Origin of the sequence: Streptomyces sp. NPDC127092 (assembly GCF_042722475.1) — a bacterium.
Taxonomy (GTDB): domain Bacteria; phylum Actinomycetota; class Actinomycetes; order Streptomycetales; family Streptomycetaceae; genus Streptomyces.
Genome location: NZ_JBHXFE010000012.1, coordinates 26,512 through 49,820 on the forward strand (window position 1 = coordinate 26,512; position 23,309 = coordinate 49,820).

Below are 23,309 nucleotides of genomic sequence, written 5' to 3' on the forward strand. Positions count from 1 at the left end.
CCGGCGACCCCGTGCAGGCCGCGAGCACCAGCAGAAGCAGAGCGGCACAGGCCGCCCTCCAAGTCCAGGAACCTCGCATCGCGCTCCCCCTGTTCTCCGTCTGCTTCTGTTACACCGCTCGCCGCCTCCGGGTTCCCATGATTCGCGCGCTATTTCCCGAGCCGCCCGAACTTCCGTACGGACAGCGGGAAGAAGACCGCCACCAGCGCCACCGGCCACACCACCGCCGCGCCCACCCAGCCCGGTTCGCCGCCCGGGCCGCCGAACAGGTCCCGCACGGCAGTGGCGGTCGCGGACATCGGGTTCCATTCCACGGCCGCGCCCAGCCAGCCCGGCATCGCCTCGGGCGTGGCGAAGGCGTTGGAGAGGAAGCCGACCGGCCAGACCAGGATCTGCACGGCCTGCACCAGCTCCGCGCGCCCCGCCACCAGGCCCAGGAAGATCCCCGCCCACAGCATCGCGAACCGCAGCAGGAGCAGCAGCCCCAGCGCGCCCGCGAAGGCCCCGGGCCCGCCGTGCGTCCGCCAGCCCATCGCGTGACCGACGCCGACCATCAGCAGCAGCCCCACCGCGGACTGGAGCATGTCGGCCGCCGCGCGCCCCACGAGCACCGCGCCGTCGGTCATCGGCATGGCGCGGAAACGGTCGATCACCCCCTTGTTCAGGTCCTGGGTGACCGCCGTCATCGTGCCTTCGAGGCCGAAGACCATGGTCAGGGTCAGCATCCCGGGCACGAGGAAGTCGACGTAGTCGCCCTCGACCGCCCGGCCGCCGCCGACCAGGTAGCCGAACATCAGCAGCATCATGACCGGGAAGACCAGCCCGACCACCACCTGCACCGGCTGCCGCGCCCAGTGCGCCAGCTCCCGCCGGGTCATGGTCCAGCAGTCGCTCACCGCGTACGCCGCGCTCATGCGGCCACCTCCGTCCGCTCCTGCGGCGCTCCGGTCAGCCGCAGGAACACCTCGTCCAGGGTCGGGCGCCGCAGCGCGATGTCCTCCGCTTCCACGCCCGCCTCCTCCAGGGCCCGTACGGTCAGTGCCAGCGCGGCCATCCGGTCCTCGACGGGCGCGCTGATCCGCCGCCGGTCGCGGTCCACCTCCGCCTCGGCCGGCCCGAACGGCAGCACCTCCAGCGCCGCGTCGAGCCGCGCCCCGTCCCGTACCACCACGTCGATCCGGTCCCGGCCGGCCCGGCTCTTCAGTTCGTCGGGCGTGCCGTCGGCGACCACCCGGCCCCGGTCGACGACCGAGATCCGGTCGGCCAGCCGGTCGGCCTCCTCCAGATACTGGGTGGTCAGCAGCACCGTCGTGCCGCCGCCGACCAGGGAGCGGACGGACTCCCACACCTCGCCCCGCCCCCGCGGGTCGAGGCCGGTGGTCGGCTCGTCGAGGAAGAGCACCTCGGGATCGGTGCCGTCTCCGTTGCCGATGAGCGAGGCGGCCAGGTCGAGCCGCCGCCGCATGCCGCCGCTGAACTGCCGTACCGGCTTACGGCCGGTGTCCGCGAGCCCGAACCGCTCCAGGAGCTCGTCCGCGCGCCGCCCCGCGCCCCGCGCGCCCAGGTGGTAGAGCCGTCCGAACATCTCCAGGTTCTGCCGGCCGGACAGCTCCTCGTCGAGCGCCGTGTGCTGGCCGAGCAGCCCGATCCGCCGCCGCACCTCGGCGGCCTGTCGCCCCACGTCGTAGCCCGCCACCCGCGCCACGCCCCCGTCGTGGCGGAGCAGCGTGGCGAGTACGCGTACGGTCGTGGTCTTCCCGGCGCCGTTGGGGCCGAGCAGGCCGTGCACCGTCCCGCGCGGCACGGCCAGGTCGAGGCCGTCCAGGGCGGGCTTGTCGCCGTACCGCTTCCGCGCGCCCTCCATGAGGATCGCGTCGTCCACTGACATCCGTTTCCTCCACATTCTCCCGAAAGCGCCGTAGTCAAATTTGACCACTGCCGCGACGGGGGAGGCTATGCCCTCCCGGGCGCCTAGTCAAACTTGATTAGCGCATCTTCTCGTCATCCGGATGCGGGCCCGTCGCGTACGGGTTCTCCTGCCCTTCGGCGAGCACGCCCACGAAGGGCTCGCCCTCGCCCGCGAACACGTACGCCCCGCCCTCGATCCGCTCGATCAGGCCCAGCGTCCACTCCCGGCCCGCGTCGGCCGAGTGCACCCAGAGGTGCATGATCTCGCCGATGTGACCGAGCTGCCCGGGCCCGCCCTCCGGCGTGTAGTACTCGGTGACCGACGCCCGCCACGCGTCCAGGCCCCGCACCCGGGCCCGCAGCAGCTCCACCGCCTCCGCCCGCGGCAGGTCCACGATGAAGCCGACGGCCGAGGACAGCACGTCCATCTGCTGGTCGTAGGTGGACAGCGCCTCGCGCAGCAGCCGGAAGTACTCCTCCCGGCCGGCGTCCGTGATCTCGTACTCGACCCGCGGCGGACCGCCCGCCGTGCTCGGCGCGATCTCGTCGGCGGCCAGCAGTCCCTGCTTCGCCATCTGCTTGAGCGCGTGGTAGATCGAGCCGGGCTTGGCGTTGGACCACTCGTGCGCGCCCCAGTACTCCAGGTCGTTGCGCACCTGGTAGCCGTGGGCGCGGCCGTGCATCTTGACCGCACCCAGGACGAGAAGACGGATCGCTGACATGCCCCGAGTCTAGTGAGGCACTGGTCAACCTTGACTAGGAGGCGGTCGCGGGGCCTGCCGCCGCGGCCTGCTCCAGCCCGATCAGCTCGAAGGAGCCCTTGCCGTCGAGCGACTCGCGGATGATGTCGGCGTGGCCCGCGTGCCGGCCCATCTCCTGGACCAGGTGCAGCAGCATCCAGCGGACCGAGACCCGGCCGTCCTTCGGGAACCAGGGCGCCGGCGGCAGCGGGAAGGTGTCGTCCAGGCTCGGCACGTTCCGGACGAACTCCTCCGTCTCCTTGGCGACGCCCTGCCAGAAGGCCACCGTCTCCGCGACGGTCTCGCCGTCCAGGAGCCGGAAGGCCTCGTCCCAGGTCTCCTGGGTCCGCTGCCGCTCGTTCGGCCGCTGCTGGGCGAGCCGCAGCCAGTTGAGCTCGACCTCCGCGACGTGCTTGATCAGCCCGGAGAGGCTGAGCTCACTGGCGCTCGGGCGGCTCGCCGCCTGCTCCTCGGTGAGCCCGAGGGACGCCCGGACGACCGCGGCGCGCTGGGCCTCGATGAAGTTGAGGAACGCTCCGCGCTCGTCGCCGGGCTTCTCCGCGGGAACAAGAGCAACCATGACTGCCGCCTTCCGTGGCGTCCGTGGCCTCCGTGGCCGTCGGACGGGCTTCCTTCTCGACACCGACCACGCTACGGACCCTTGCGGACAGCTACGGTCCGCAATGCGGCAGCGCGTCGCCCTCCGTGGAATCAGAACGGGAAGCGGCTGCGCCCGTGCTGGATCGAGATCCACTTCTGCGTCGTGAACGCCTCGATCATCGCCTCGCCGTTGAGCCGGCCGACGCCCGACCGCTTCTCGCCGCCGAACGGCACGATCGGCTCGTCGTGCACGGTGCCGTCGTTGATGTGGATCATGCCGGTGTGGACGCGCTTGGCGATCCGCACGCCCCGCTCGACGTCCGCGGTGTGGACGGCGCCGCTCAGGCCGTACGGGGTGTCGTTGGCGATCCGTACGGCCTCGTCCTCGCCGTCGAAGGGCACGATCAGGGCCACCGGGCCGAAGATCTCCTGGGAGAGGACGGGCGCGTCGGCGGCGATGCCGGTCAGGACGGTCGGGGAGACCAGGCTGCCCTCGACCGGGCCGCGCAGCAGGGCGGTCGCGCCGCCCGCGACCGTCTGCTCGACGACCGCCGAGACGGCTTCGGCCTGCTGGGAGTTGATGAGCGGGCCGATGTGGGTGGCCGGGTCGGCCGGGTCGCCGACCCGCAGCGTCTTCACCTTCGCGACGAACTTCTCGGTGAACTCCGCCTCCAGGGTCCGGTCCACCAGGATCCGGTTGGCGGCCATGCAGACCTGCCCCTGGTGCACGAAGCGGCTGAAGACGGCGGCGTCCACCGCGTAGTCGACGTCGGCGTCGTCCAGGACGATCAGGGCGCTGTTGCCGCCGAGCTCGAGGACGGCGTGCTTGAAGTGCTCGGCACAGACGGTGGCGACGTGGCGGCCGGTCCGGTCGGAGCCGGTGAAGGAGATGACCTTGGGGACCGGGTGGGTGAGGAGCGCGTCGCCGATCTCGGCGATGTCGGTGACGACGACGTTGAGCAGGCCGGCCGGGAGCCCGGCGTCCTCCAGGACCTTGGCGACCAGGGTGCCGCCGCAGACCGGGGTGTTCTGGTGCGGCTTGAGGACGACGGCGTTGCCGAGGGCGAGCGCCGGGGCCACCGACTTGATCGAGAGGAGGAAGGGGAAGTTGAAGGGCGAGATGACGCCGACGACACCGACCGGGAGGCGGTAGACCCGGTTCTCCTTGCCGTCCACCGGCGAGGGCAGGATGCTGCCCTCGGGGCGCAGCGCCAGCTGGATCGCCTCGCGCAGGAACTCCTTGGCCAGGTGGAGCTCGAACGCGGCCTTGAGGCGGGTGCCGCCGAGCTCGGCGACGATCGCCTCGGCGATCTCCTCCTCGCGCTCCTCGACGATCCGCAGCGCGCGCTCGAAGACGAGCCGGCGGGTGTACGGGTTGGTCTCGGCCCACGCGGTCTGGGCGCGCTCGGCGGCCCGGTAGGCGCGGTCCACCTCGGCGGCGGTGGCGACCGTGATGGCCGCCAGCTTCTCTCCGGTGTACGGGTTGAAGTCGATGATGTCCCACGAGCCGCTGCCGGGCTTCCACTCGCCGTCGATGTACTGGTGCGCCAGTTCGGTGAAGTAGTCCGAGGAGGCGGACGACGGGGACGGCGAAGACGAGGAAGCCATGGACGAGACTCCTTACCCGCGGTGGCGGACGTCGGCACGGACAGCTGCCGCGTCACAGCCGTCACACTGATGTCTCGTCATCGTACTGACGTATCAGGAGAGTTGAAGGAGTCCTCGGAGAAGATCGCGGCTTTCCGAGGGATCGGGGCTGTCCTTCTGGAGCCTTTCCATCACGCGCACGTACTGGCCGACCTCCTCGCGCTTGTCGAGGTAGAGGGCGCCGGTCAGCTGCTCCAGGTAGACGACGTCGGAAAGGTCGTCGTCGGGGAAGCTGAGCATGGAGAAGGCGCCGGACTCGCCCGCGTGGCCGCCGAAGCTGAACGGCATCACCTGGAGCGTGATGTTGGGGTGCTCGGAGACCTCGATGAGATGCCTCAACTGTCCCTGCATGACGGCACGGTCGCCGTACGGGCGGCGCAGCGCGGCCTCGTCGAGGACGGCGTGGAGATGCGGGGCGTTCTCCGAGACGAGGACCTTCTGGCGCTCCAGACGGAGCGCGACCCGGCGCTCGATCTCGGCGTGCGGGGCGCCGGGCATGCCGCGGGTGACGACCGCGTGGGCGTAGGCCTCGGTCTGCAAGAGGCCGTGCACGAACTGCACTTCGTAGATGCGGATGAGCGAGGCGGCGCCTTCGAGGCCGATGTACGTCTGGAACCATCCCGGCAGCACGTCTCCGTAACTGTGCCACCAGCCCGCGAGGTTGGCCTCGCGGACCAGGCGGAGCAGCGAACCGCGCTCGGCCTCGTCGTTGACGCCGTAGAGCGTGAGAAGGTCCTCGACGTCCCTGGCCTTGAAGCTCACCCTTCCCAACTCCATACGGCTGATCTTGGATTCGGACGCCCGGATCGAATAACCGGCGGCTTCCCGGGTGATGCCGCGCGATTCGCGCAGTCGCCTCAACTGGGAGCCCAGCAGGATGCGGCGCACCACGCTCCCGCTCGCCCCGCTCGATTCGCCTGCCGTCACGGCTCCAGCCTCCCCTTCACGGTGCTGCTCTCGCTGTCGAGCCCCCGTCGAGCCCCGGATTCTGCCACTAAACGCTTCAGCGCGTACACATTCGATTACGGATAGAGGGCGGGTTCCGGGCACCTTCGCGACGGTCGGTGGACGACTTATGCACAGAATCGGGTCGCGGGCGGACAGGTCCGGCGCGTGCACGTGCATCTGCCCTTGCATCCCTCCGTTGCATTCGGAACCATGGTGCTCGCACAGCCGCGTACTCGCGCGGACTGACGCGCCGTTGTCGCACCGCCTTTGTCGCACCACCGCCGCGATTCCCGGGAGTGCCTCGCATGGGACCGAATGGATCGACCATGCTCGAGCCGTTACGGCAGGGGCTTCCGCCGATCGACCCCGCGACGGTGTCCAACTCGGCCTCCTGCGCCCTTCCGCCCCGCTACGAAGCGGTGCGCGGCGCACGGAAGTTCACCAGTCAGACGCTCAGCAACTGGGATCTCGCAGACCGCTTCGACGACGTCGCCCTCGTCGTCTCCGAACTCGTGACGAACGCCCTGCGGCACGCGGTGCCGGCGGGGACGGATCCGGCCGCGGCGACGGAGCACGAGGAAGGCCTGAATCCGCCCGTCCGGCTGCACCTCATGCGCTGGGCCTCGCGCCTGGTCTGCGCCGTGCGCGACCCGAGCCAGGCGAGCCCGGAGGCGCGCAAGGACGAGGAGGACTTCGCCGCGGAGTCGGGCCGGGGGCTGTTCCTGGTGGAGTCGTTCAGCGACGGCTGGGGCTGGCATCCGCTCGCGGGCACGCTCCAGGGCAAGGTGGTGTGGGCGCTGTTCCGGCTGGGGCCGGAGTAGCGCGCGGTGCCGTACGGCACGCGGTGACGAACGGGAACGGGAAGGGCCCCGGTGGCGACAGCCACCGGGGCCCTTCCCCGTTCCGCGGTTCACGGCCGCGGTCACACCAGGTGGTCGAACTCCCCGTCCTTGATCCCCAGGAGCATGGCCTCGATCTCGGCGGGCGTGTAGACGAGGGCGGGACCGTCGGGGTGGCGCGAGTTGCGCACGGCGACGTTCCCTCCGGGCAGCTTGGCGAACTCCACGCAGGCGCCCTGGGAGTTGCTGTGCCGGCTCTTCTGCCACACGACACCACGAAGCTCCGTGGCCGCCATGCCGTTGTACGCGTGGTGCGCGTGATGCACTGGTAGCTCCCCGAGATGATTGGTGCAGGTGTCAACTTCCTCGGATCATAGCCGTGTTCACATGCGCCTGCATGAGCAGATGCACGTGCACGAGGGGTGGTGTAGTGACTACGCGACTCAGCGTCTACTCGCGGGTAGGTGGCGGAGCCGCCCTGGACTCTGACGGTTCGTGAGCGCTATCGGTTGCCGTGGGTGCCCGGAAGCCCGGCGAGCCGCCTGCCCGAGCGGTCGTACAGATACAGGTCCGCGGTCCCCGGATCCTGCTCCGCGGAGCCCGGGGCGACCGCCGTGTACACGTACCAGACGCCCCAGCCCGGATGCCCCGGCAGCTCCAGGAGCTTCGCGAGGACCGTGCGGCCGTCCGCCTCGCGCAGCTCCACCCGGCCCACGGAGCGCGTGCCGTAGTAGAGCCCCGAGTGGAAGGCGCCCTTGGCGTCCCCCTCCTTCTGGTACGAGACGCCCGGCCGGGCGGTGTCGATGTTCCCGTCCGTCACGCTGCGGGAGTTCTCGTAGCCGTCCGGCCCGGTCCAGTGCTTGCCCTCGGCGGTCAGCCACACCGTCCAGCCCTTCCCCGCGTCCACCCGCTCCCCCGGCCGCACCACACGCACCTCGGTGACCTCGGGAGCCTCGGCCCGGCTGGGCGCCACCGCGGCGGGAGTACGGACCGAGGGCGAAAGCGACGCGGGCGGTGCCGGCGGTACGGGCGGGGCCAGGGACACCGTGCGGTCGGCGGGCAGCGACAGCTCCGCCACCGTGGCCGCGCCGGACACCGAGAGCACCGCCAGGGCCGCGAGGGTCACCGCGCGGCGACGCCGGTGCGCCCGGCCCTGGCGGCGGACGGCCGCCAGCGGCACCGGGTTCGGCGTGACGTCGTGCGCGGCCTCGGCGAAGACGGCGCGCAGATGACCGTCGACGTCGGGATCGGAGTCCTGAAGGGGGTCCGGGTGGGAGGCGGGCTCGGCGGCGGGCCCGGGGTCCGGCTCGGAGGCGGGGTCCGGCTCCGAGGCGGGCACGGTGGCGGGCTCCGAGTCCGGTTCGGTGGCGGGCTCGGAGTCCGGCGCGGACTCCGGCTCGGTGGCGGGTTCGGTGGCGGGTTCGGAGTCTGATGCGGGGGTCATCGTCGGGCTCCGGCGGAGGTCGTGGGGGCGGTGGGGCGGGAGCGCCCGGGCGCCGGCGCGGTGCCGGACGCCGGCGCGGGGCCGGGCAGGGCGAGGCCGGGATGGGCGCGCAGCGCGGCGAGACCGCGACGGGCGTGCGTCTTGACCGTACCGATCGAGCACTCCAGCACCGCGGCGATCTCCGTCTCGCTCAGGTCCTCCCAGTACCGCAGCACCATCACGGCCCGCTGCCGGGCAGGCAGGTCGGCGAGGGCCGCGAGGAGCGCCGTGCGCTGCTCGACCGCGTCCGCGTGGCCCGCGGAGGCGTGGCGTAACGACTCCGGGAGCACCGGCGTCAGCAGATGGACCACGCGCTTGCGGCGCAGCCGGCTGAGGTTGTTGTTGATCAGCGCGCGGCGCACGTACAGGTCGACCTCCTCGCGCGGGACCCGGCGCCAGCGGCCGTACACCTTGGCCAGCGTCGTCTGCACCAGGTCCTCGGCCTCGTGGAAGTCGCCCGTGAGGAGCTGGGCCGTGCGGACCAGGCGCGGCCAGGCGCCGACGGCGAACGCGGCGAACCCGTCGTCCTCGCTGACGGACTCCTGCGGCTCGGCGGGCTCGTACGACGACACGGTGACCGACCTCGGGCTCACGGAGGGAGAGGTGCAGGGCCCGCCCCGTGCCGGGCCCTGCAGGGGAACACGCACGACGACGGGTCAGGCGTTCCAGCCCGGAAGCTCGGCCAGCAGCCTCCCGTTGCGGTCGTAGAGCGCGACGGCGGCGCCGCCGTCGTTCTCCGGACCCGTGTGCGCGTACCAGACGCCCCAGCCGGGCCGGCCGGGCAGTTCGAGCAGGGTCGCCGTGGTCTTCGTCCCGTCGGTGCCGGTCAGGACGACCTTCCCGGCCTTCTTGGTGCCGTAGTAGAGGCCGGAGTGGAACACGCCGGCCGCGGAGCCCTCCGACTGGTGGCTGACGCCGGGCCGGGACAGGTCGACGTTGCCGTCGACGACGCTGCGGAAGTTCTCGTAACCGTCCGGGCCCGACCAGTACTTGCCCTCCTCGGTGAGCCACACCGTCCAGCCGTCGCCGGCGTCCACGCGCTCGCCGGAGGCGACGACGCGGACGGAGGACGGGGCGGCCGTGAGCGCGGTGGACGCAGTGGATGCGGTGGACGCGGTGGACGCGGAGGTCACGTGGGGTGCGCCGGTCGCGGAGGACGCGGCGGTGGCGGCGGCGGGGGTCGCGAACGCGGCCGCGGCCGCGAGCACGGCCACCACGGCGGCCGCGGCCGGCAGGTACTTCTTCATACGGTTGCTCCTGGTTTCCGGTGAGCGGTCCTCACTCCTTCCAACTCCCGCCGGATACCGGTCGGATGACATGCCGTAGGAGAAATCTCAGTGCGCGAGGACCGCCGACAGCTCGTCGAGGGCCGCCAGGAGCAGCACGGCGCCCTTGCGCAGGAGGAAGTGGTCCGGCGCGCCCTCGCCCCGTTCCCAGGCCTCGACGGTCTCGCGCAGCTCCTCCCAGCGCGGCGTCCTCCGTTCGCGTACGGCCTTCGCGCCTCGCTCCGTCGCCCGGCGCAGCGCCTCGGCGAGTGCCGCGGCCTCCGGTACGGGCGGGGCGCCGCGCTCCGGGAGGTGTGCCTCCAGGAGCATCGCGACCCGCCCGCACTGGGCGAGCGCGTCCTCGGCCTCGCCGGCCGCCGCGTGGGACAGGCCCCGGTGCCGCACCGGCTCGTGGGTGGCCCGGGCGACGCCCTCCTGCCAGGCGATCCTGGCGGCCCGGTTGGCGAGCAGGGCCTCGCGGACGTCCGGGCAGACGGGGCCCGCCGGCTCCGCGTAACGGGCGACGACGGTCGCCGCGTAGCGCCCGTCCGCCGCGAGCCAGTCGGCGAGCCGGCCGCGCAGCCGCGGGGTCTCCCAGGCCGGGTAGACGGCGTACGACAGCATGGCGAGCAGCCCGCCGAGCAGCGTGAGGAGCACGCGGTCGCGCACCGTCTGGGTGACGCCCGCGCCCTCCATGCCGAGCAGGAAGACGACGTACGCGGCGACGAAGACCTGGCTCGCCGCGTAGCCCGTGCGCATCAGCAGGTACATCCCGAAGGCACAGAGGACGGCGAGGCCGGCGGAGAGCCAGGTGCCCGGGTGGGCCGTCTGCACGATGCCCGTCGCCAGGGCCACGCCCACGAGGGTGCCGCCGAGGCGGGCGACGGAGCGGGCGTACGTCTGCGAGAAGTCCGGGCGCATCACCATCACCGAGGCCATCGGCGCCCAGTAGCCGTGGCCGAAGGGCAGGGCGGTGCCGAGGAGGTAGCCGGCGGTCGCGACGGCGGTGACGCGGACGGCGTGGCGCAGGACCGGCGAGTCGTGCCGCAGCTCGGCACGCATCCTGCCGAGCGCGACCGGCAGGAGCCGCAGCAGCGTCGGGCGGCTGCGCGCCTCGGCCGCCGTCTCCGTGCGCGGTTCCGCCGTCTCCACGACGTCGCCGAGCAGCGCGGCGAGCCGGGTCGCGGCCCGGCGGGGCGCGCCGGACAGGATCGCGCCGGTGTCGGGCGTGCGGAGGGCGGCGACGGCCGCCGGGGGCAGCTCGACCGGTTCGCCGTGGCGGATGGCGTGCGCGCAGGCGTCCAGGACCTCGCCGGCCGCGCCGAGCAGTTCCCGTACCCGGTCCCGTTGCGGCCCTTCGGCGGGCGCGCCGACCGCGGGATCCGCGAGGGAGGCGAGCACCGGCCGGATCCGCTCGGCGAGGCCGCGGGCGCCGTGGAGCTCGGCGGGGCGGCGGCGGGCCTGGCGCGGGGTGACGGCGGCGGCGCTGCGGGCGGTCATCAGCGGTACCGGGTCGAAGGAGGCGGTCGGGTCGTGCCGCAGCCGGCGGGCGTAGTCCGCCTCCGCGGCGAGCGCGTCGGCGAGCGCGTCGCGCTGCGCGCCCCAGCGGCGCACCGGCATCAGCACGATGAGGGCCGCCTGGACCAGGCCGCCGACGGCGATCATCGCGGCGTGGCCGGCGGCGGTCGCGACCGAGGTGGGGAGGGTGACGGTGACGAGCATGATCGCCACGTTGGAGGAGGCGATGATGCCGACGGTGGGGCCGACGGCCCAGGCGAGGCCGGAGACGAAGGTCCACAGGGCGAGGAGGAGCAGGAAGAGGACGAGGTGGGCGCCGGTGAGATAGCCGAGGAAGGTGGACACGGCGAGGCTCGCGCCGGAGGCGAGGGCGAGGGTGGGGCGAGGGCGGTACGAGCGCTGGAAGGTGGCGATCGCCGCCTGGAACGCGCCGAACGCCGACGAGGCCGCGACCGCGGGCCCGAACAGCGCGAGCGACACGCCCACGACCAGCGCGAGCCCGAGCGCTCCCCGCCCGGCCACGGCGGGCTCCAACCGCCTCCGCTCGACGGAGAGCCCGGAGCGCGCGGTCTCCTTCAGCGCGCGAAGCCAGCTCATGGGCCGAGCCTAACGGCGGGAAGGGGCGAAACGGTCATTTCGATGCGGCGTGAGGTTACGGCGGGGCTGCGGGCGGGCGCGGGGTGCGGGCAGGTGCGGGGTGCGGGTGCGGGCGGGCGCGGGGTGCGGGCGCGGGCGGGCGCGGGGTGCGGGCGCGGGCGGGCGCGGGGTGCGGGGGCGGGTGCGGGCAGGTGCGGGGTGCGGGCGGGGGCGCGGTCGGGCGACGGGGTGGGGGTTGCTCTAGTCCCGGATCTCGCCCTTGGGGTGGGGGCCCAGGCCCGCGCGGTTCGCCGCCGAGGTGCCGTGGGTCCAGCCCGCCTCGTCCCAGGCGGCGCGTACGCGGGTCGTGCGGGTCTCCGGGAAGAGCTCGTCGGTACGGGCGGAGACCGCCACCTCGCGCGAGGCGAGGGCCGGGAGCAGGGTCGGCGTCTCGGCGGCGACGCGACGGGAGGTCGCCGCGAGGCGGGCGCCGAGGCGGTTCGCGTAGGCGAGCAGGAACGACTGGCGGAACGACTTGGTGCGCTTGCGGCCCGCCGCCCGCTGCTCGGCCTCCGCCCGGGTCATCGCCGCCGTGCCCTGCACGAGCAGCGAGGTGTAGAGCAGTTCGACCGGGTCGAGGTCCGCCTCGAAGCCGACGACCGTGGAGAAGCCGTACGCCTCGTTCCACACCGCCCGGCAGTGGTTCGCGGTCGCCACCGCGTCCAGCAGGATCGCCTTCGCCTGCTCGTACGGCGGGTCCACGCCGATCCGGATCGCGCCCGGCGTCTCGGGCGCCGGCGCGCCCGCCGCGAGGCTCGCCTCGTCGAGGCTGTGCCGGGCCATCAGCTCCTGCGCCTTCGCGGTCAGGGCCTCGGCCTCCTCCGCGTACGTCGTGGCCTCGGCCTTCGCGAGCAGCGCCCTGATCCTGGTGAGCAGCTTCGGCTCGCCCGCGGTCGGGGGCGGCAGCGCCTCGCCGGGCACGGCGCCGACGGCGTCGAGGCGGGGCAGCCGTACGAGCAGCCGGTACAGCTCCAGGACGGCCGTGGCGTACGAGAAACGGTCGGGCGCCGTCCACTCGTCGGTGTCCAGCGCGTCGAGCTGGGCCTGCCAGCGGTGCGGAAGGCGTTCGTAGCTCGCGGTCTCGGACCTGATCAGGGTGGTCAGCAACCGTGCGTGCTCGTCGGCGAGTTCGCGCCGGGCCATGCGCACGAGGTCGGCCGGCTGCCAGCCGCGCGTCCACAGGGTGCGGACGAACTCCTCGCCTTGGCGGGTCAGTTCGGCGTCGGCGGCGGGATCGGCGGCGAGGCGGGAGGCGGCGGCGTCGAGGCCGTGGTCGGCGTCGCCGCGCCGACGCCCGGCGCCCTTACCGTCTTTGCGGCCCTTACCGTCTTTGCGGCCCTTACCGTCTTTGCGGCCCTTACCGTCTTTGCGGCCCTTACCGTCTTTGCGGCCCTTGCCGCCCTTACTGCCCCTGCCGCCCTCGCCGCCCTTGCCGCCCTTGCCGCCGGCGGCCTCGTCCTCCGCGTGGGTGGAGGTGTCGTACAGCGCCTTCAGCGCCTCCGCCACCGTGCCCGCCGGATCCGTGGCGCTCATGCGGGGTGCCTCGCGTCCCATTCCGCGCGGGCACGGGCGATGGTGGCACGGTGGTCGAGCGACCAGTCGATCAGCTGCTTGATCAGGTGCGTCATGCTGTGCCCGGTCTCGGTGAGCGAGTACTCGACCTGCGGCGGCGTGGTCGGGAACACCTCCCGCCTGACGAGCCCGTCGCGTTCCAGGCGGCGCAGCGTGAAGGTCAGCATGCGCTGGGAGACGCCGTCGACGAGGCGCTGCAGTTCCTTGAACCGCCGCGGTCCCGCCGCCAGTTCGACGACCACGTGGACCGTCCACCGGTCGCCGAGCCGGTCCTGGACGTCCCGTACGCCGCACTCCTCGGCGCAGCTGACGAGCGGTTCCGCCGGGCCGGTGGCGGTTACACCGGTGTGCCCCTCCGACATCAATGTGCCTCCTTCCAAGATCGTGCCCGCACCGACACGATGGTCCCAGGCACCTCGCCTGCACCACCCATTCTCGGTTCTCAGGGGGAAAACCATGCTGCTCGTCACCGGAGTCTCCGGCGCCCTCGGCTCGCTCGTCGCGGAGCGGGTCGCCGGCCGCGACGACGTCGTCCTCGGCACCCGGGCCGGGCTGCCGGGCACCCGGCTCGTCGACTTCGACGACCCCTCGACGCTGCCCGAGGCCTTCGCCGGGATCGACACGCTGCTGCTGATCTCGGCCGGTTACGGGGAGGACGACGTCGTCGTCGCCCGTCACGAGGCCGCGATATCCGCCGCCGAGGCGGCCGGCGTCGGCCACGTCGTCTACACCAGCCTCTCCGGCGACGGCGACCACGTCACGTACGCGCTGGCGCACCGCTGGACCGAGCGGCGGCTCCAGCGGTCCACGCTGAACTGGACGATCCTGCGCAACGGCCTCTACGCCGAGTTCCTGACCTGGATCGCCACCCCTGACGCCGACAACCGGATCACCGGCCCGCTCGGCGAGGGCCGGCTCGCCGTCGTCGCCCGCGCCGACCTGGCCGACATCGCGGTCTCCGTCGCCACCGACCCGGCGCCGCACGCGGGCCGCGTCTACGAGCTCGTCGGCGAACGCGCGCTGGGCGGTGCCGAACTGGCGGAGGCGCTGGGCGCCACGTACGAGCCGGTGACGCTCGCGGAGGCCCGTACCGCGATCGCGGCGTCGGGGGCGCAGCCGTTCCAGGTGCCGATGCTGGCGAGCACGTACTCGGCGATCGCGTTCGGCTTCATGGACGGCAGCGGCGTGAAGAGCGACCTGCGCGCGCTGCTCGGACGCGAACCGCTGGACGCACTGGAGGTGTTCGTGGTGGCGGTGCGGGGGGCGTAGGGGGGCGTAGCGGTACGGGGGCCTGGGGGCTAGGGGGCCTGGAGGCCTAGGCGGAGGGTAGGGCTGGCACTACCCCTTGGACGCCCGCTGGTGGTCGTGATCGGGGCGGGCGGAAACGGTTCGCTGGAGGCATGACTTCCACGCACTCGAATGCGGCTCCGGCTCCGGCTCCGGCTTCCTCCTCGGACCCGGCTCCGGCTTCCTCCTCGGACCCCGCCTCCCACCCCGTCGCGGGCTCCGGCGCGTTCCCCGGCGTCGGCGCCGCCGGCAGCGGCGTGCGCGTCGCCGTACGTCTGCGGGGGCTGCGGCGGTTCCACCGGGACGTCCGTGCACTCGACGGCGTCGACCTCGACCTCCCCGCCGGGACCTTCACCGCCGTCATGGGCCCTTCCGGCTCGGGGAAGTCCACGCTGCTCCAGTGCGCGGCCGGCCTCGACCGGCCGACGGCGGGCAGCGTGGAGATCGACGGCATCCCGCTGGCGGGCCTGAGCGAGCGGCGGCTGACGCTGCTGCGACGGGACCGGATCGGTTTCGTGTTCCAGTCGTTCAACCTGCTGCCCGCCCTCACCGCTGCCCAGAACGTGGCCCTTCCGCTGCGGCTCGCGGGCCGCCGCCCGTCCCGGGCGGAGGTGCGGGACGCCCTCGCCCGGGTGGGCCTGGCGGGTCGCGAGCGGCACCGGCCCGGCCAGCTGTCCGGCGGCCAGCAGCAGCGCGTGGCGCTCGCCCGCGCCCTGATCACCCGGCCCGCCGTCCTCTTCGGCGACGAACCGACCGGCGCCCTCGACTCCACCACCGGCCGTGCGGTCCTGGACCTGCTGCGCGAACTCGTCGACCTGGACGGCCAGACGATCGTCATGGTCACCCACGACCCGGTCGCGGCGGCCCGCGCCGACCGCGTGGTGTTCCTTGTCGACGGACGCATCCACGGCGAGCTGCCCGCGCCGACGGTCGAGGCGGTGGCGGCCCGGATGGCAGGCCTGGAGACCATGGCGGGGCCGGCCACGGGTACGGCCGCGGGAACGGCGGGCACGCCCGCGCCGGTGTCCGCACCCTCGGCAACGTCCGCGCCGGCGTCCCCGGCCGCTCCCACCACCCTGACGGGCGGTGCCCCGTGCTGACCGTCGTCCTCGCCGGGCTCCGTACCCGTTGGGCCTCCTTCCTCGGCGGTTTCACCGCACTCGCCCTCGGTGTGGGGCTCCTGACCGTCATGGGTCTCGGGCTCTCCGCCACCGTCGGCGCGCCGGAGCGCGCGCCGGTGCGATTCGCGTCCTCGCCCGTCGTCGTACAGGGTCAGGACCGACTGTCCGTGGAGGTGCGGCGCGGGCCTGACACGGCGGTCGTGACCGCGCCGCTCGACCGTCCACAGCCTGTGGACACCGAACTGCTGCGCGAGCTGCGCGCCCGCTGGACCGTCACCACCTCCGGCGGCCCTGACGCCGTCGGCGTCGACGGGCCCGCCGACGAGGTACGGGCCGTCGTCCGCGCGACGGTCGGCGACCGGGCGGCCCGGGTGCTCACCGGCGCCGAACGCAGGGCGGTCGACCCCGACGCCGCCCGCGACGCCCGCGCCCTCGTCACCCTCAACGCCCTGCTGGGCACCTCGGGCGGCGTCACCGCCTTCGTCTCGGTCTTCGTCGTCGCCTCCACCTTCGCCTTCGCCGTGGCGCTGCGGCGCCGCGAGTACGGGCTGCTGCGCACGGCCGGCGCCACACCCGGCCAGGTGCGGCGGCTGCTGCTCGCCGAGGCCGCGGCCGTCGGAGTGCTCGCCTCGGCCGCGGGCTGTCTGCTCGGGGCGTGGGGCGCGCCGCGGCTCGCCCGGGCGCTGGTGGACGGCGAGGTGGCCCCGTCGTGGTTCACGATCGGGACCTCCGCGGTCTCGTGGCCGTACCACGCGGCGTTCTGGACCGGCGTGACCGTCGCCGGGGCGGGCGCCCTCGCCGCCTCGCGGCGCGCCGGGCGGGTCGGACCGACGGCCGCGCTGCGCGAGGCGGACGTCGACACCGACGCGCTGCCGCTCGGCCGGGCGCTGTGCGGCGCGGCACTCCTGCTCACGGGCCTCGCGCTGCTGGCGTGGACGTACGCGACGGATCCCTCCGAGCTCCTGAAGCGCAAGACGTACACGACCCAGCCGATGCTCCTGATCACGGGCGTCGCCCTGCTGGCCCCGGCCCTGGTGCGCCCGCTGGCCCGGGCGGTACGGCTTCCCGGCGCGTCGGCGACGGCGCTGCTGGTGCGCGAGAACAGCGCGGCCGCCGTACGCCGTACCGCCGCCGTCGCCGCCCCGGTCCTGGTGACCGTCGCCCTGGCGGGCACGCTGCTCGGCTCGGCGGCGACGGTGAGCGCCGCCCGGGCGACGGAGGCGGGCCGGCAGACGGGCAGCGCGGAGACCTCGGTGTTCGTACGGGACGGAGCCGCCGCCCTGGTCAAGTACCCGGCCCGGGCGGTCCCCGACCCGGCCCGCTGGGCGGCGGAGGCCCGTCTGCCGGTGGTCGCGGGCGACCTGCGGGACCTGGACGACCGGTCGATCGTCGTGAACGAGGAGTTCGAGCGGCACACGGTCGGCGACCGGGTTGACGTCTGGCTCGCGAACGGCCAGGGCCCTATCCGCCTGCGCGTCGCCGCCGTCCTCGCCCTGGGCGCCGGCGGCAACGAACCGTACGTGACCTGGGCGAACGCGCCGGGGGCGGTCGCGGAGGCGCCGGCCGGAAAGGCGGCCGTCGCGAAGACGCCGGCCGGGAAGGCGGCCGTCGCGGAGACGGCGGTCGCGCCCAGTGCCGAGATCTGGGCCGCCGGGTCGCCGCAGACGCGGCTCGGGCTGGTGCTCGTGCTCGGGATCGCGCTCGTCTACACGGTCATCGCGCTCGCCAACACCCTCCTCATGGCCACCTCGGTGCGCGGCCCCGAGCTCCGCTCGCTCCGGCTGGCCGGAGCCACCCGGGCGCAGATCCTCCGCGTGGTCGCGGGCGAGTCGCTGCTCGCGGTGGGCATCGGCACGGTCCTCGGGCTGGGCGTCGCCGCCCTGTGTCTGGGCGGCCTCACGGCAGCACTCGCCTCGCTCGCCGCCCCGGTCGCGCTGACCCTCCCGTGGGCCACGGTGGCCGCCGCGGCGGGAACGTGCGCGGTGGTCGCGGTGGGGGCCGCGGTGCTTCCCGCGTGGCGCCGGACGCGCTGAGGGGTGAGGCTGGGAAGTCGGGACGGGACGGGGACTGGGGTCGGAGCCGGGTCCTCGTCCCGTCCCGCCTGTCGCAAGCCCCGTCTCCCAGCGGGTCCGGCCTGGCCCGGCGGGCTGTCAGTGGTGGCGGATAACGTGCCCGCACAGGCATGGACGGGCAAAGGGGGGCCGGCGTGCATCTGCATCTGCGTGCCGCGGCGGAGACGGACATCCGGGACGATTACGCGTGGCTGACCGCGTTCATGGGCGTGGCCTGGGACCACCACGAGGTCGAGTACGCGGCGGGCATCGCCCACTCGATCGAGAAGGACTACCGCCTGCTCCACGAGATGTACGCCGAGTGCCAGGACGCCGACGCCTGGCTGCCGGTGTTCGGCGGACGTCAGCCGGCGGACCCGCCGGCCGGAGGGCTCCCCCACCCGCCGCTCATGCTGATGGACCCGGCCGAGGCCGGCCGGGCCGCGGCCTTCCTCGCCGCCGTCCCGTTCGACGACCTCTGGTCACGGGCGGGCGCGCGGATCCTGAGCTCCTTCGGGCCCGGCTGGTCCGCCGACCCCGACCGGATACGCCGGATCTTCCAGGGCCACCACCAGGATCTGCGGGCCTTCTACGCCCGGGCCGCCGCCGCGGGCCACGCCGTCGTCAAGGCCGGCTGGTTCTAGGCCCGGCCCGCTCGAGCGCGCGCCGGGCCCGGGTTCAGGCCGCGTTCCACGTGTCCGTCGCGCAGCCCGTCTCCCAGTGCCACCAGCCGTCCTCCGTACCCCGTACGAGGAGCGCCTTGATCTCCGCCATCGGGGCGTCGGCCGGCACCGTCAGGGCCACCAGCGGGAGTGCCGCACTGAAGGACTCGCCGCCGAGTCCGAATCGGGCGAACCGTTCGTGCACCGCGCGGGCGTCGGCGCCGAGCGGGCCGAAGCGTTCGGGCAGGACGCGGATCGTGACGTTGCCGGACGCCTCCGCCCGGCCCGTCGCCCAGTGCCTGCCCTCGGCGTCCGTCGCGTACCGCACGACGTCACCCTCGGCCACGCCGTCCTGGAGGAACGGCACGTTGACCACCCGGGCGGTGTCCGCGCCGACCGGGACGGCCCACAGGCCCTCGGTGTCCTGCGGGAGCCAGCCCTCGCGGGGGACGAAGCGGAACCAGATCTTGATACGGTCGTGGTCGCGGTCGCGGTCGCGGTCGCCAGGGACGGCTGCGGTATCGGCGGTGCCGTCGGAGTCGGCGTCGGCAGTGGCGTCGGCGGTGGCGTTGGCCAGTGTGTCGCTCACTCCGCGAGGTTAGCCCTCGCCTTCGCAGCCCGCCTCCGCAGGGCTGTGCCCCACCTCCGCCGTCGCCGCCCGGAAACCCCCGTACTCCGGGCCAGGCCGAACGCCACCGCCGCACACCGCCGCACGCCGCCGGAGCCCGCTTACGGCAGCAGCACCAGCTTCCCCCGTACATGGCCCGCCTCGCTCAGTTCCTGCGCCCGGGCGGCCTCCTTCAGGGGCAGCACCTCCGCGATGTCCAGCCGCAGCCGGCCCTCGACGACGAGGTCGGCGAGTTCGGTCAGCCAGCGGCGGGCGAGCGGCGCCTCCACGGTGACACCGGAGAAGACGATGCCGTGCTCGGCGGCGTCCGGGGCGGCGATGGTGACGATCCTGGACTTCTCCCCGCCGAGCAGCTCGATCGAGAGCGGCAGGGTGTCACGTCCCGCCGCGTCGAAGACCGCGTCGACGCCCTGCGGGGCCGTCGCGCGGATCCGGTCGCCGAGCCCGTCCCCGTACGTCACCGGGTGCACGCCGAGCTCGCGCAGGAAGGCGTGGTTGCGCTCCGACGCCGTACCCAGCACCGTCACGCCGGACGCGACGGCCAGCTGCGCGGCGAGCGCGCCCACGGCTCCGGCGGCGCCGTGCAGGAGCAGGGTCTCGCCCTCGCGGACCGCCAGCAGGTCGAGCACGCGCCGGGCCGTCTCGCCGGCGACCACCACACTGGCGGCCAGCTCCCAGGACAGGGCGGCGGGCTTGGCGACGACGGCGGAGGTGTCGGAGAGGGCGTACTCGGCGTACGCGCCGGTCTTCGTCCAGCCGAACACCTCGTCGCCGACGGCGAGTTCGGTCACGCCCTCGCCGAGCGCGTCGACCGTACCCGCGAACTCCAGGCCCGGGACGGCCGGGAAGGTGGTCGGGTAGAACTCCTCCACCCAGCCGTGACGGCGCTTCCAGTCCAGCGGGTTGACGCCGACGGCCACCACCTTCACCCGCACCTCGCCCGGGCCGGGCTGCGGCACCGCGACGCCCGCCTCGTGGCGCAGCACCTCGGCGCCGCCGAACTCCTCGTACACGATTGCTTCCATGGTTCCGCTCCCCCAGAAGTCGTGACCGGCCTTTGCCGGTCGCCGACCGGCCGTTCCGGTCGCTGACCGGCCGCTGCCGGTCGATCACCAGCCTCCGCCCCGCACCACCCTTCCCCCGCCGGTCGAACGGCCAGTCGCACCTGGCCGAAAGGACGGGCACCCGGACGCCCGCGTCCGTACCCTTGACGACCATGGAACTCACCGCGACCGGCGCCCTGTTGGCCGCCCACGACGTCATCCGGCAGCCGCTGGGCGCGATCCTTCCCCGCCTCTCCGAGGTGCTCGACGAGCTGATCCCGCACCGGGTCGCCGCCGAACTGTCCACGCACTGCGCCCACTCGCCCTTCAAGCGGACAGACGCCGACGCGCCCGTGCTGCCGATCACCGCCGCCGAGCTGGCCCCGTTGCTCGCCGAGGGCGTGCCGGGCCGGCCCTGGCAGGGCCGGGCCGTCGTCGGCGGGGCGGCGCGGGAGGTAGTCGCGGTGCGCAGTGACGCCACGGCCCGCGGCTCGGTCCTCGTGCTCGTACGGGAGGATGGCGCCGCACCGGCGGGCGAACCGGAGCTGGCCGTCGCGCAGCTCCTGTGGGACCTGGTGACCAGCCACTTCGACCGGTTCGCGCGCGAGGCGCTGCCGGGCGCGCTCGCCCGTTCGCGGGCGGCGGCCGACACGCGGGCGCGGGTGACGGCGGAGCTGAGCACGGCGCACGCGGCGGCCCTTTCCGGCGTGCTCGGGGTGCTGCGCAGCCGTTCCCTGGACGACTCCGCGGCGCGGGCGACGGCGACCGAGCTCGCGGTCTCGGCCCTGATCGAGCTGCGGGCCGCGTCCGACCGGGACAGGTCGATCGCCGAGGAGCCGGCCTTCGAGGCCTTCGCCCGGCTCGCGGACGGGCTGCGCCCGATGCTGCGGCACAGCCCCGTACGGCTCGAACTCGGCCCGCCGGAAGGGCCGGACGCCACCCGAAGCCTGCCGGGCGACGTGGCGCACGGCGCCCGGGCGATCGTGCGGGCGCTGCTCCTGGTGATGCTGGAGCAGGAGTCGGTCACCCGCGTGCACGTCGGCTGGCGGCTGACCGAGCACGAGCTGCGCGCCTCGGTCCGCGACGACGGCCCGGGCCTGCTCGACGCCTGCCCGCTCGGCGCGGGCAGTGTCACCGACCGCCTCGAGGTGCTCGGCGGGCACCTGGAGATGGACGCGGTGCCGGGCTGGGGCACGACGATGACGGCGGTCGTCCCGCTCGCCACCCCGGAGGCCCCGGTCGCGGCGATGGACCCGCTGAGCGGGCTCGGGGAGCGCGAGGTGGAGGTCCTGACGCGGCTGGCGCTCGGGCACCGCAACCGGCAGATCGCGCAGGAGCTGCACATCAGCGAGTCCACGGTGAAGTTCCACGTCGCCAACATCCTGAACAAGCTGGGTGTCGGGTCGCGGGGCGAGGCGGCGGCACTGTTCCACAAGGCGGCCTGAGGGACGGGCGCCGGGCACACGCCGGGCGGACGCAGGAGCCCCCACGGCCGGACCGACAGGGGGCTCGCCGCCGGACCGACACCAGGCGCAGGCCAGGCCGGCGCAGAACGGACCGGCTCCGCCATAAGCGGGCGAACCGCCCGATTGTCAGTGGCAGGTGTCAGACTCGCACCCGTGAACGAATGCCGTGGCCGGTGGGCACTCGCGCCCGAGCCGGGCGCCGACGGGGCGCTGCTCGTCCCCCTCGGCGCCGACGGGCTGCCCACCGGCGAGGTGCGGCGCGAGCCGGACCTGGTGGCGGCGGTCCGCTCGCGCCCGGACGTCGACCGCTGGGTGTGGCGGTCGACCGCCGAGGTGTATCCGCGGCTGCTCGCGGCCGGGGTGCGCGTCGAGCGGTGTTACGACGTGGAGGACGCCGAGCAGCTGCTCCTCGGCCACGAGGGGCGGCTCGGCGAGCCCCGCTCGGCCGCGGCCGCCTGGGCCCGGCTGCGGAACGCGCCGGTGCCGCCCGACCCGCCGCCGCGGGCCGCGGAGCCGACCGCGCAGGACTCCCTCTTCGAACCGGCGGCGACCACCACCGCCGCCGCACCGCCCTTCGACGCGCTGCTCCAGGTGTACGCGGAGCAGCAGCGCCGGCACGAGCGGGCCGAGCACCCGGGCAGGATGCGGCTGCTCACCGCCGCCGAGTCGGCGGGCATGCTGGTCGCCGCCGAGATGCACCGGGCCGGGCTGCCCTGGCGGGCGGACGTGCACCGGGAGCTGCTGCGGGAGCTCCTCGGCGAGCGGTACGCGGGCGGCGGCGAGCCGCGTCGGCTCGCGGAGCTGGCCGACGAGGTGTCGGCGGCGTTCGGCCGCCGGGTGCGCCCCGACCTGCCCGCCGACGTGCTGAAGGCCTTCGCCCAGGCCGGGATCCGGGTGCGGTCGACCCGCCGCTGGGAGCTGGAGGAGATCGACCACCCGGCGGTCGCGCCGCTCGTCGAGTACAAGAAGCTCTATCGGATCTGGACCGCGCACGGCTGGTCCTGGCTGGCCGACTGGGTGCGCGACGGCCGCTTCCGCCCCGAGTACCTGCCGGGGGGCACGGTCAGCGGCCGCTGGACCACCAACGGCGGCGGGGCGCTGCAGATCCCGAAGGTCATACGGCAGGCCGTGGTCGCCGACGAGGGCTGGCGGCTCGTCGTGGCCGACGCCGACCAGATGGAGCCGCGGGTGCTCGCCGCCATCTCCCGGGACCCGGGCCTGATGGAGGTCGCCGGGCACCCCGACGACCTCTACACCCGCCTGTCCGACCGGGCCTTCTCCGGCGACCGCGCCCACGCCAAACTGGCGCTGCTCGGCGCGATCTACGGGCAGACCAGCGGCGACGGCCTGAAGAACCTGGCCGCTCTGCGCCGCCGCTTCCCGCGCGCGGTGGCGTACGTGGACGAGGCGGCGAAGGCGGGCGAGGAGGGCCGGCTGGTCCGCACCTGGCTCGGCCGGACCAGCCCGCGCGCGGTGGGCGCGGACGAGGACGGGGAGGCGGGCATCCCGCAGGACGGCCTCGCCGGGGCCGGGCCGGGTGGCGCGGAGAGCTCCGAGGGTTACGTCCCCGGGTACGCGTCGAGCGACGCGCGCGCCCGGGGCCGGTTCACCCGTAACTTCGTCGTCCAGGGCAGCGCCGCCGACTGGGCGCTGCTGATGCTGGCGGCGCTGCGGCGCGCCACCGCCGGGATGCGGGCCGAGCTGGTGTTCTTCCAGCACGACGAGGTGATCGTGCACTGTCCGGCGGAGGAGGCGGCGGCGGTCACGGAGGCGATCAGGGCGGCGGGCGACGAGGCGGGGAGGATCGCGTTCGGGGACACGCCGGTGCGGTTCCCGTTCACGACGGCGACGGTCGAGCGGTACGCCGACGCGAAGTGACGGGCCGGTCCCGCGCT

Annotated in this window: 22 protein-coding genes; 7 read left to right on the forward strand and 15 right to left on the reverse strand. The window is 74.2% G+C overall.

Annotation, left to right across the window (positions count from 1 at the left end):
• Positions 1-149: 149 nt before the first annotated feature.
• The 6 genes from ACFWJO_RS12525 to ACFWJO_RS12550 form a co-directional block, all read right to left on the reverse strand.
• Positions 150-914, reverse strand: coding sequence for an ABC transporter permease (locus tag ACFWJO_RS12525; protein ID WP_386864688.1), 765 nt, complete (start codon positions 912-914; stop codon positions 150-152).
• Positions 911-1,888, reverse strand: a complete 978-nt coding sequence (locus tag ACFWJO_RS12530; protein ID WP_386864689.1) for an ATP-binding cassette domain-containing protein — start codon at positions 1,886-1,888, stop codon at positions 911-913. Before ACFWJO_RS12530 ends, ACFWJO_RS12525 begins: the two co-directional genes overlap by 4 nt.
• Before the next feature lie 97 nt (positions 1,889-1,985).
• Complete coding sequence (locus ACFWJO_RS12535; RefSeq protein ID WP_386864690.1) at positions 1,986-2,630, reverse strand: PadR family transcriptional regulator; 645 nt, start codon at positions 2,628-2,630, stop codon at positions 1,986-1,988.
• Positions 2,631-2,664: 34 nt separating this feature from the next.
• Complete coding sequence (locus ACFWJO_RS12540; RefSeq protein ID WP_386864691.1) at positions 2,665-3,228, reverse strand: DinB family protein; 564 nt, start codon at positions 3,226-3,228, stop codon at positions 2,665-2,667.
• Between the two features lie 131 nt (positions 3,229-3,359).
• The gene (locus ACFWJO_RS12545) at positions 3,360-4,856 is read right to left on the reverse strand and encodes an aldehyde dehydrogenase family protein (protein WP_386864692.1); all 1,497 of its coding nucleotides are present in this window, start codon (positions 4,854-4,856) and stop codon (positions 3,360-3,362) included.
• Positions 4,857-4,949: 93 nt separating this feature from the next.
• Entirely contained in the window at positions 4,950-5,822 is an 873-nt protein-coding gene (locus tag ACFWJO_RS12550; protein ID WP_386864693.1) for a helix-turn-helix domain-containing protein, read from the reverse strand.
• A 326-nt stretch (positions 5,823-6,148) separates the two neighbouring features.
• Here ACFWJO_RS12550 and ACFWJO_RS12555 point away from each other — a divergent pair, with 326 nt between their 5' ends.
• Positions 6,149-6,664 carry an ATP-binding protein gene (locus tag ACFWJO_RS12555; protein WP_384408518.1) on the forward strand — a complete coding sequence of 172 codons (516 nt, stop codon included), beginning with the start codon at positions 6,149-6,151 and terminating at the stop codon, positions 6,662-6,664.
• Positions 6,665-6,765: 101 nt separating this feature from the next.
• Here ACFWJO_RS12555 and ACFWJO_RS12560 read toward each other — a convergent pair whose 3' ends face one another.
• From ACFWJO_RS12560 to ACFWJO_RS12590, 7 genes are all read right to left on the reverse strand, one after another.
• Positions 6,766-6,978: a DUF397 domain-containing protein gene (locus ACFWJO_RS12560; protein ID WP_164986359.1), complete on the reverse strand. Its 213-nt coding sequence runs from the start codon at positions 6,976-6,978 to the stop codon at positions 6,766-6,768.
• A gap of 206 nt (positions 6,979-7,184) precedes the next feature.
• A complete protein-coding gene (locus ACFWJO_RS12565; RefSeq protein ID WP_386864694.1) occupies positions 7,185-8,126 on the reverse strand; it encodes a hypothetical protein in 942 nt (313 codons plus the stop codon).
• Positions 8,123-8,737: a SigE family RNA polymerase sigma factor gene (locus ACFWJO_RS12570; protein WP_386864799.1), complete on the reverse strand. Its 615-nt coding sequence runs from the start codon at positions 8,735-8,737 to the stop codon at positions 8,123-8,125. The genes ACFWJO_RS12565 and ACFWJO_RS12570 overlap by 4 nt, the downstream gene beginning before the upstream one ends.
• 84 nt (positions 8,738-8,821) lie before the next feature.
• Entirely contained in the window at positions 8,822-9,412 is a 591-nt protein-coding gene (locus ACFWJO_RS12575; protein WP_386864695.1) for a hypothetical protein, read from the reverse strand.
• 87 nt (positions 9,413-9,499) lie between these two features.
• Positions 9,500-11,545, reverse strand: coding sequence for an FUSC family protein (locus tag ACFWJO_RS12580; protein WP_386864696.1), 2,046 nt, complete (start codon positions 11,543-11,545; stop codon positions 9,500-9,502).
• A gap of 240 nt (positions 11,546-11,785) precedes the next feature.
• A complete protein-coding gene (locus tag ACFWJO_RS12585; protein ID WP_386864697.1) occupies positions 11,786-13,117 on the reverse strand; it encodes a DUF2786 domain-containing protein in 1,332 nt (443 codons plus the stop codon).
• The gene (locus tag ACFWJO_RS12590; protein ID WP_386864698.1) at positions 13,114-13,518 is read right to left on the reverse strand and encodes a winged helix-turn-helix transcriptional regulator; all 405 of its coding nucleotides are present in this window, start codon (positions 13,516-13,518) and stop codon (positions 13,114-13,116) included. The genes ACFWJO_RS12585 and ACFWJO_RS12590 overlap by 4 nt, the downstream gene beginning before the upstream one ends.
• 94 nt (positions 13,519-13,612) lie before the next feature.
• Between ACFWJO_RS12590 and ACFWJO_RS12595 the strand changes: the two genes are divergently transcribed.
• From ACFWJO_RS12595 to ACFWJO_RS12610, 4 genes are all read left to right on the forward strand, one after another.
• Positions 13,613-14,425, forward strand: a complete 813-nt coding sequence (locus ACFWJO_RS12595; protein ID WP_386864699.1) for an NAD(P)H-binding protein — start codon at positions 13,613-13,615, stop codon at positions 14,423-14,425.
• A gap of 131 nt (positions 14,426-14,556) precedes the next feature.
• Positions 14,557-15,543 carry an ABC transporter ATP-binding protein gene (locus ACFWJO_RS12600; protein ID WP_386864700.1) on the forward strand — a complete coding sequence of 329 codons (987 nt, stop codon included), beginning with the start codon at positions 14,557-14,559 and terminating at the stop codon, positions 15,541-15,543.
• On the forward strand, positions 15,537-17,597 hold the full coding sequence (locus ACFWJO_RS12605) for an FtsX-like permease family protein (RefSeq protein WP_386864701.1): 2,061 nt from the start codon (positions 15,537-15,539) through the stop codon (positions 17,595-17,597). Before ACFWJO_RS12600 ends, ACFWJO_RS12605 begins: the two co-directional genes overlap by 7 nt.
• A 173-nt stretch (positions 17,598-17,770) precedes the next feature.
• On the forward strand, positions 17,771-18,259 hold the full coding sequence (locus ACFWJO_RS12610) for a DUF1877 family protein (RefSeq protein ID WP_386864702.1): 489 nt from the start codon (positions 17,771-17,773) through the stop codon (positions 18,257-18,259).
• A 34-nt stretch (positions 18,260-18,293) separates the two neighbouring features.
• On the opposite strand, the gene ACFWJO_RS12615 is transcribed toward ACFWJO_RS12610, so the two are convergent.
• Together ACFWJO_RS12615 and ACFWJO_RS12620 are read right to left on the reverse strand one after the other, a co-directional pair.
• Positions 18,294-18,749, reverse strand: a complete 456-nt coding sequence (locus ACFWJO_RS12615; protein WP_386864800.1) for a DUF4265 domain-containing protein — start codon at positions 18,747-18,749, stop codon at positions 18,294-18,296.
• A gap of 257 nt (positions 18,750-19,006) precedes the next feature.
• On the reverse strand, positions 19,007-19,930 hold the full coding sequence (locus ACFWJO_RS12620) for an NADP-dependent oxidoreductase (protein WP_386864703.1): 924 nt from the start codon (positions 19,928-19,930) through the stop codon (positions 19,007-19,009).
• 191 nt (positions 19,931-20,121) lie between these two features.
• On the opposite strand from ACFWJO_RS12620, the gene ACFWJO_RS12625 reads away from it, so the two are divergent.
• Positions 20,122-21,393: a LuxR C-terminal-related transcriptional regulator gene (locus tag ACFWJO_RS12625; protein WP_386864704.1), complete on the forward strand. Its 1,272-nt coding sequence runs from the start codon at positions 20,122-20,124 to the stop codon at positions 21,391-21,393.
• A 174-nt stretch (positions 21,394-21,567) separates the two neighbouring features.
• Complete coding sequence (locus ACFWJO_RS12630) at positions 21,568-23,292, forward strand: bifunctional 3'-5' exonuclease/DNA polymerase (RefSeq protein ID WP_386864705.1); 1,725 nt, start codon at positions 21,568-21,570, stop codon at positions 23,290-23,292.
• The last annotated feature ends 17 nt before the right edge of the window (positions 23,293-23,309 follow it).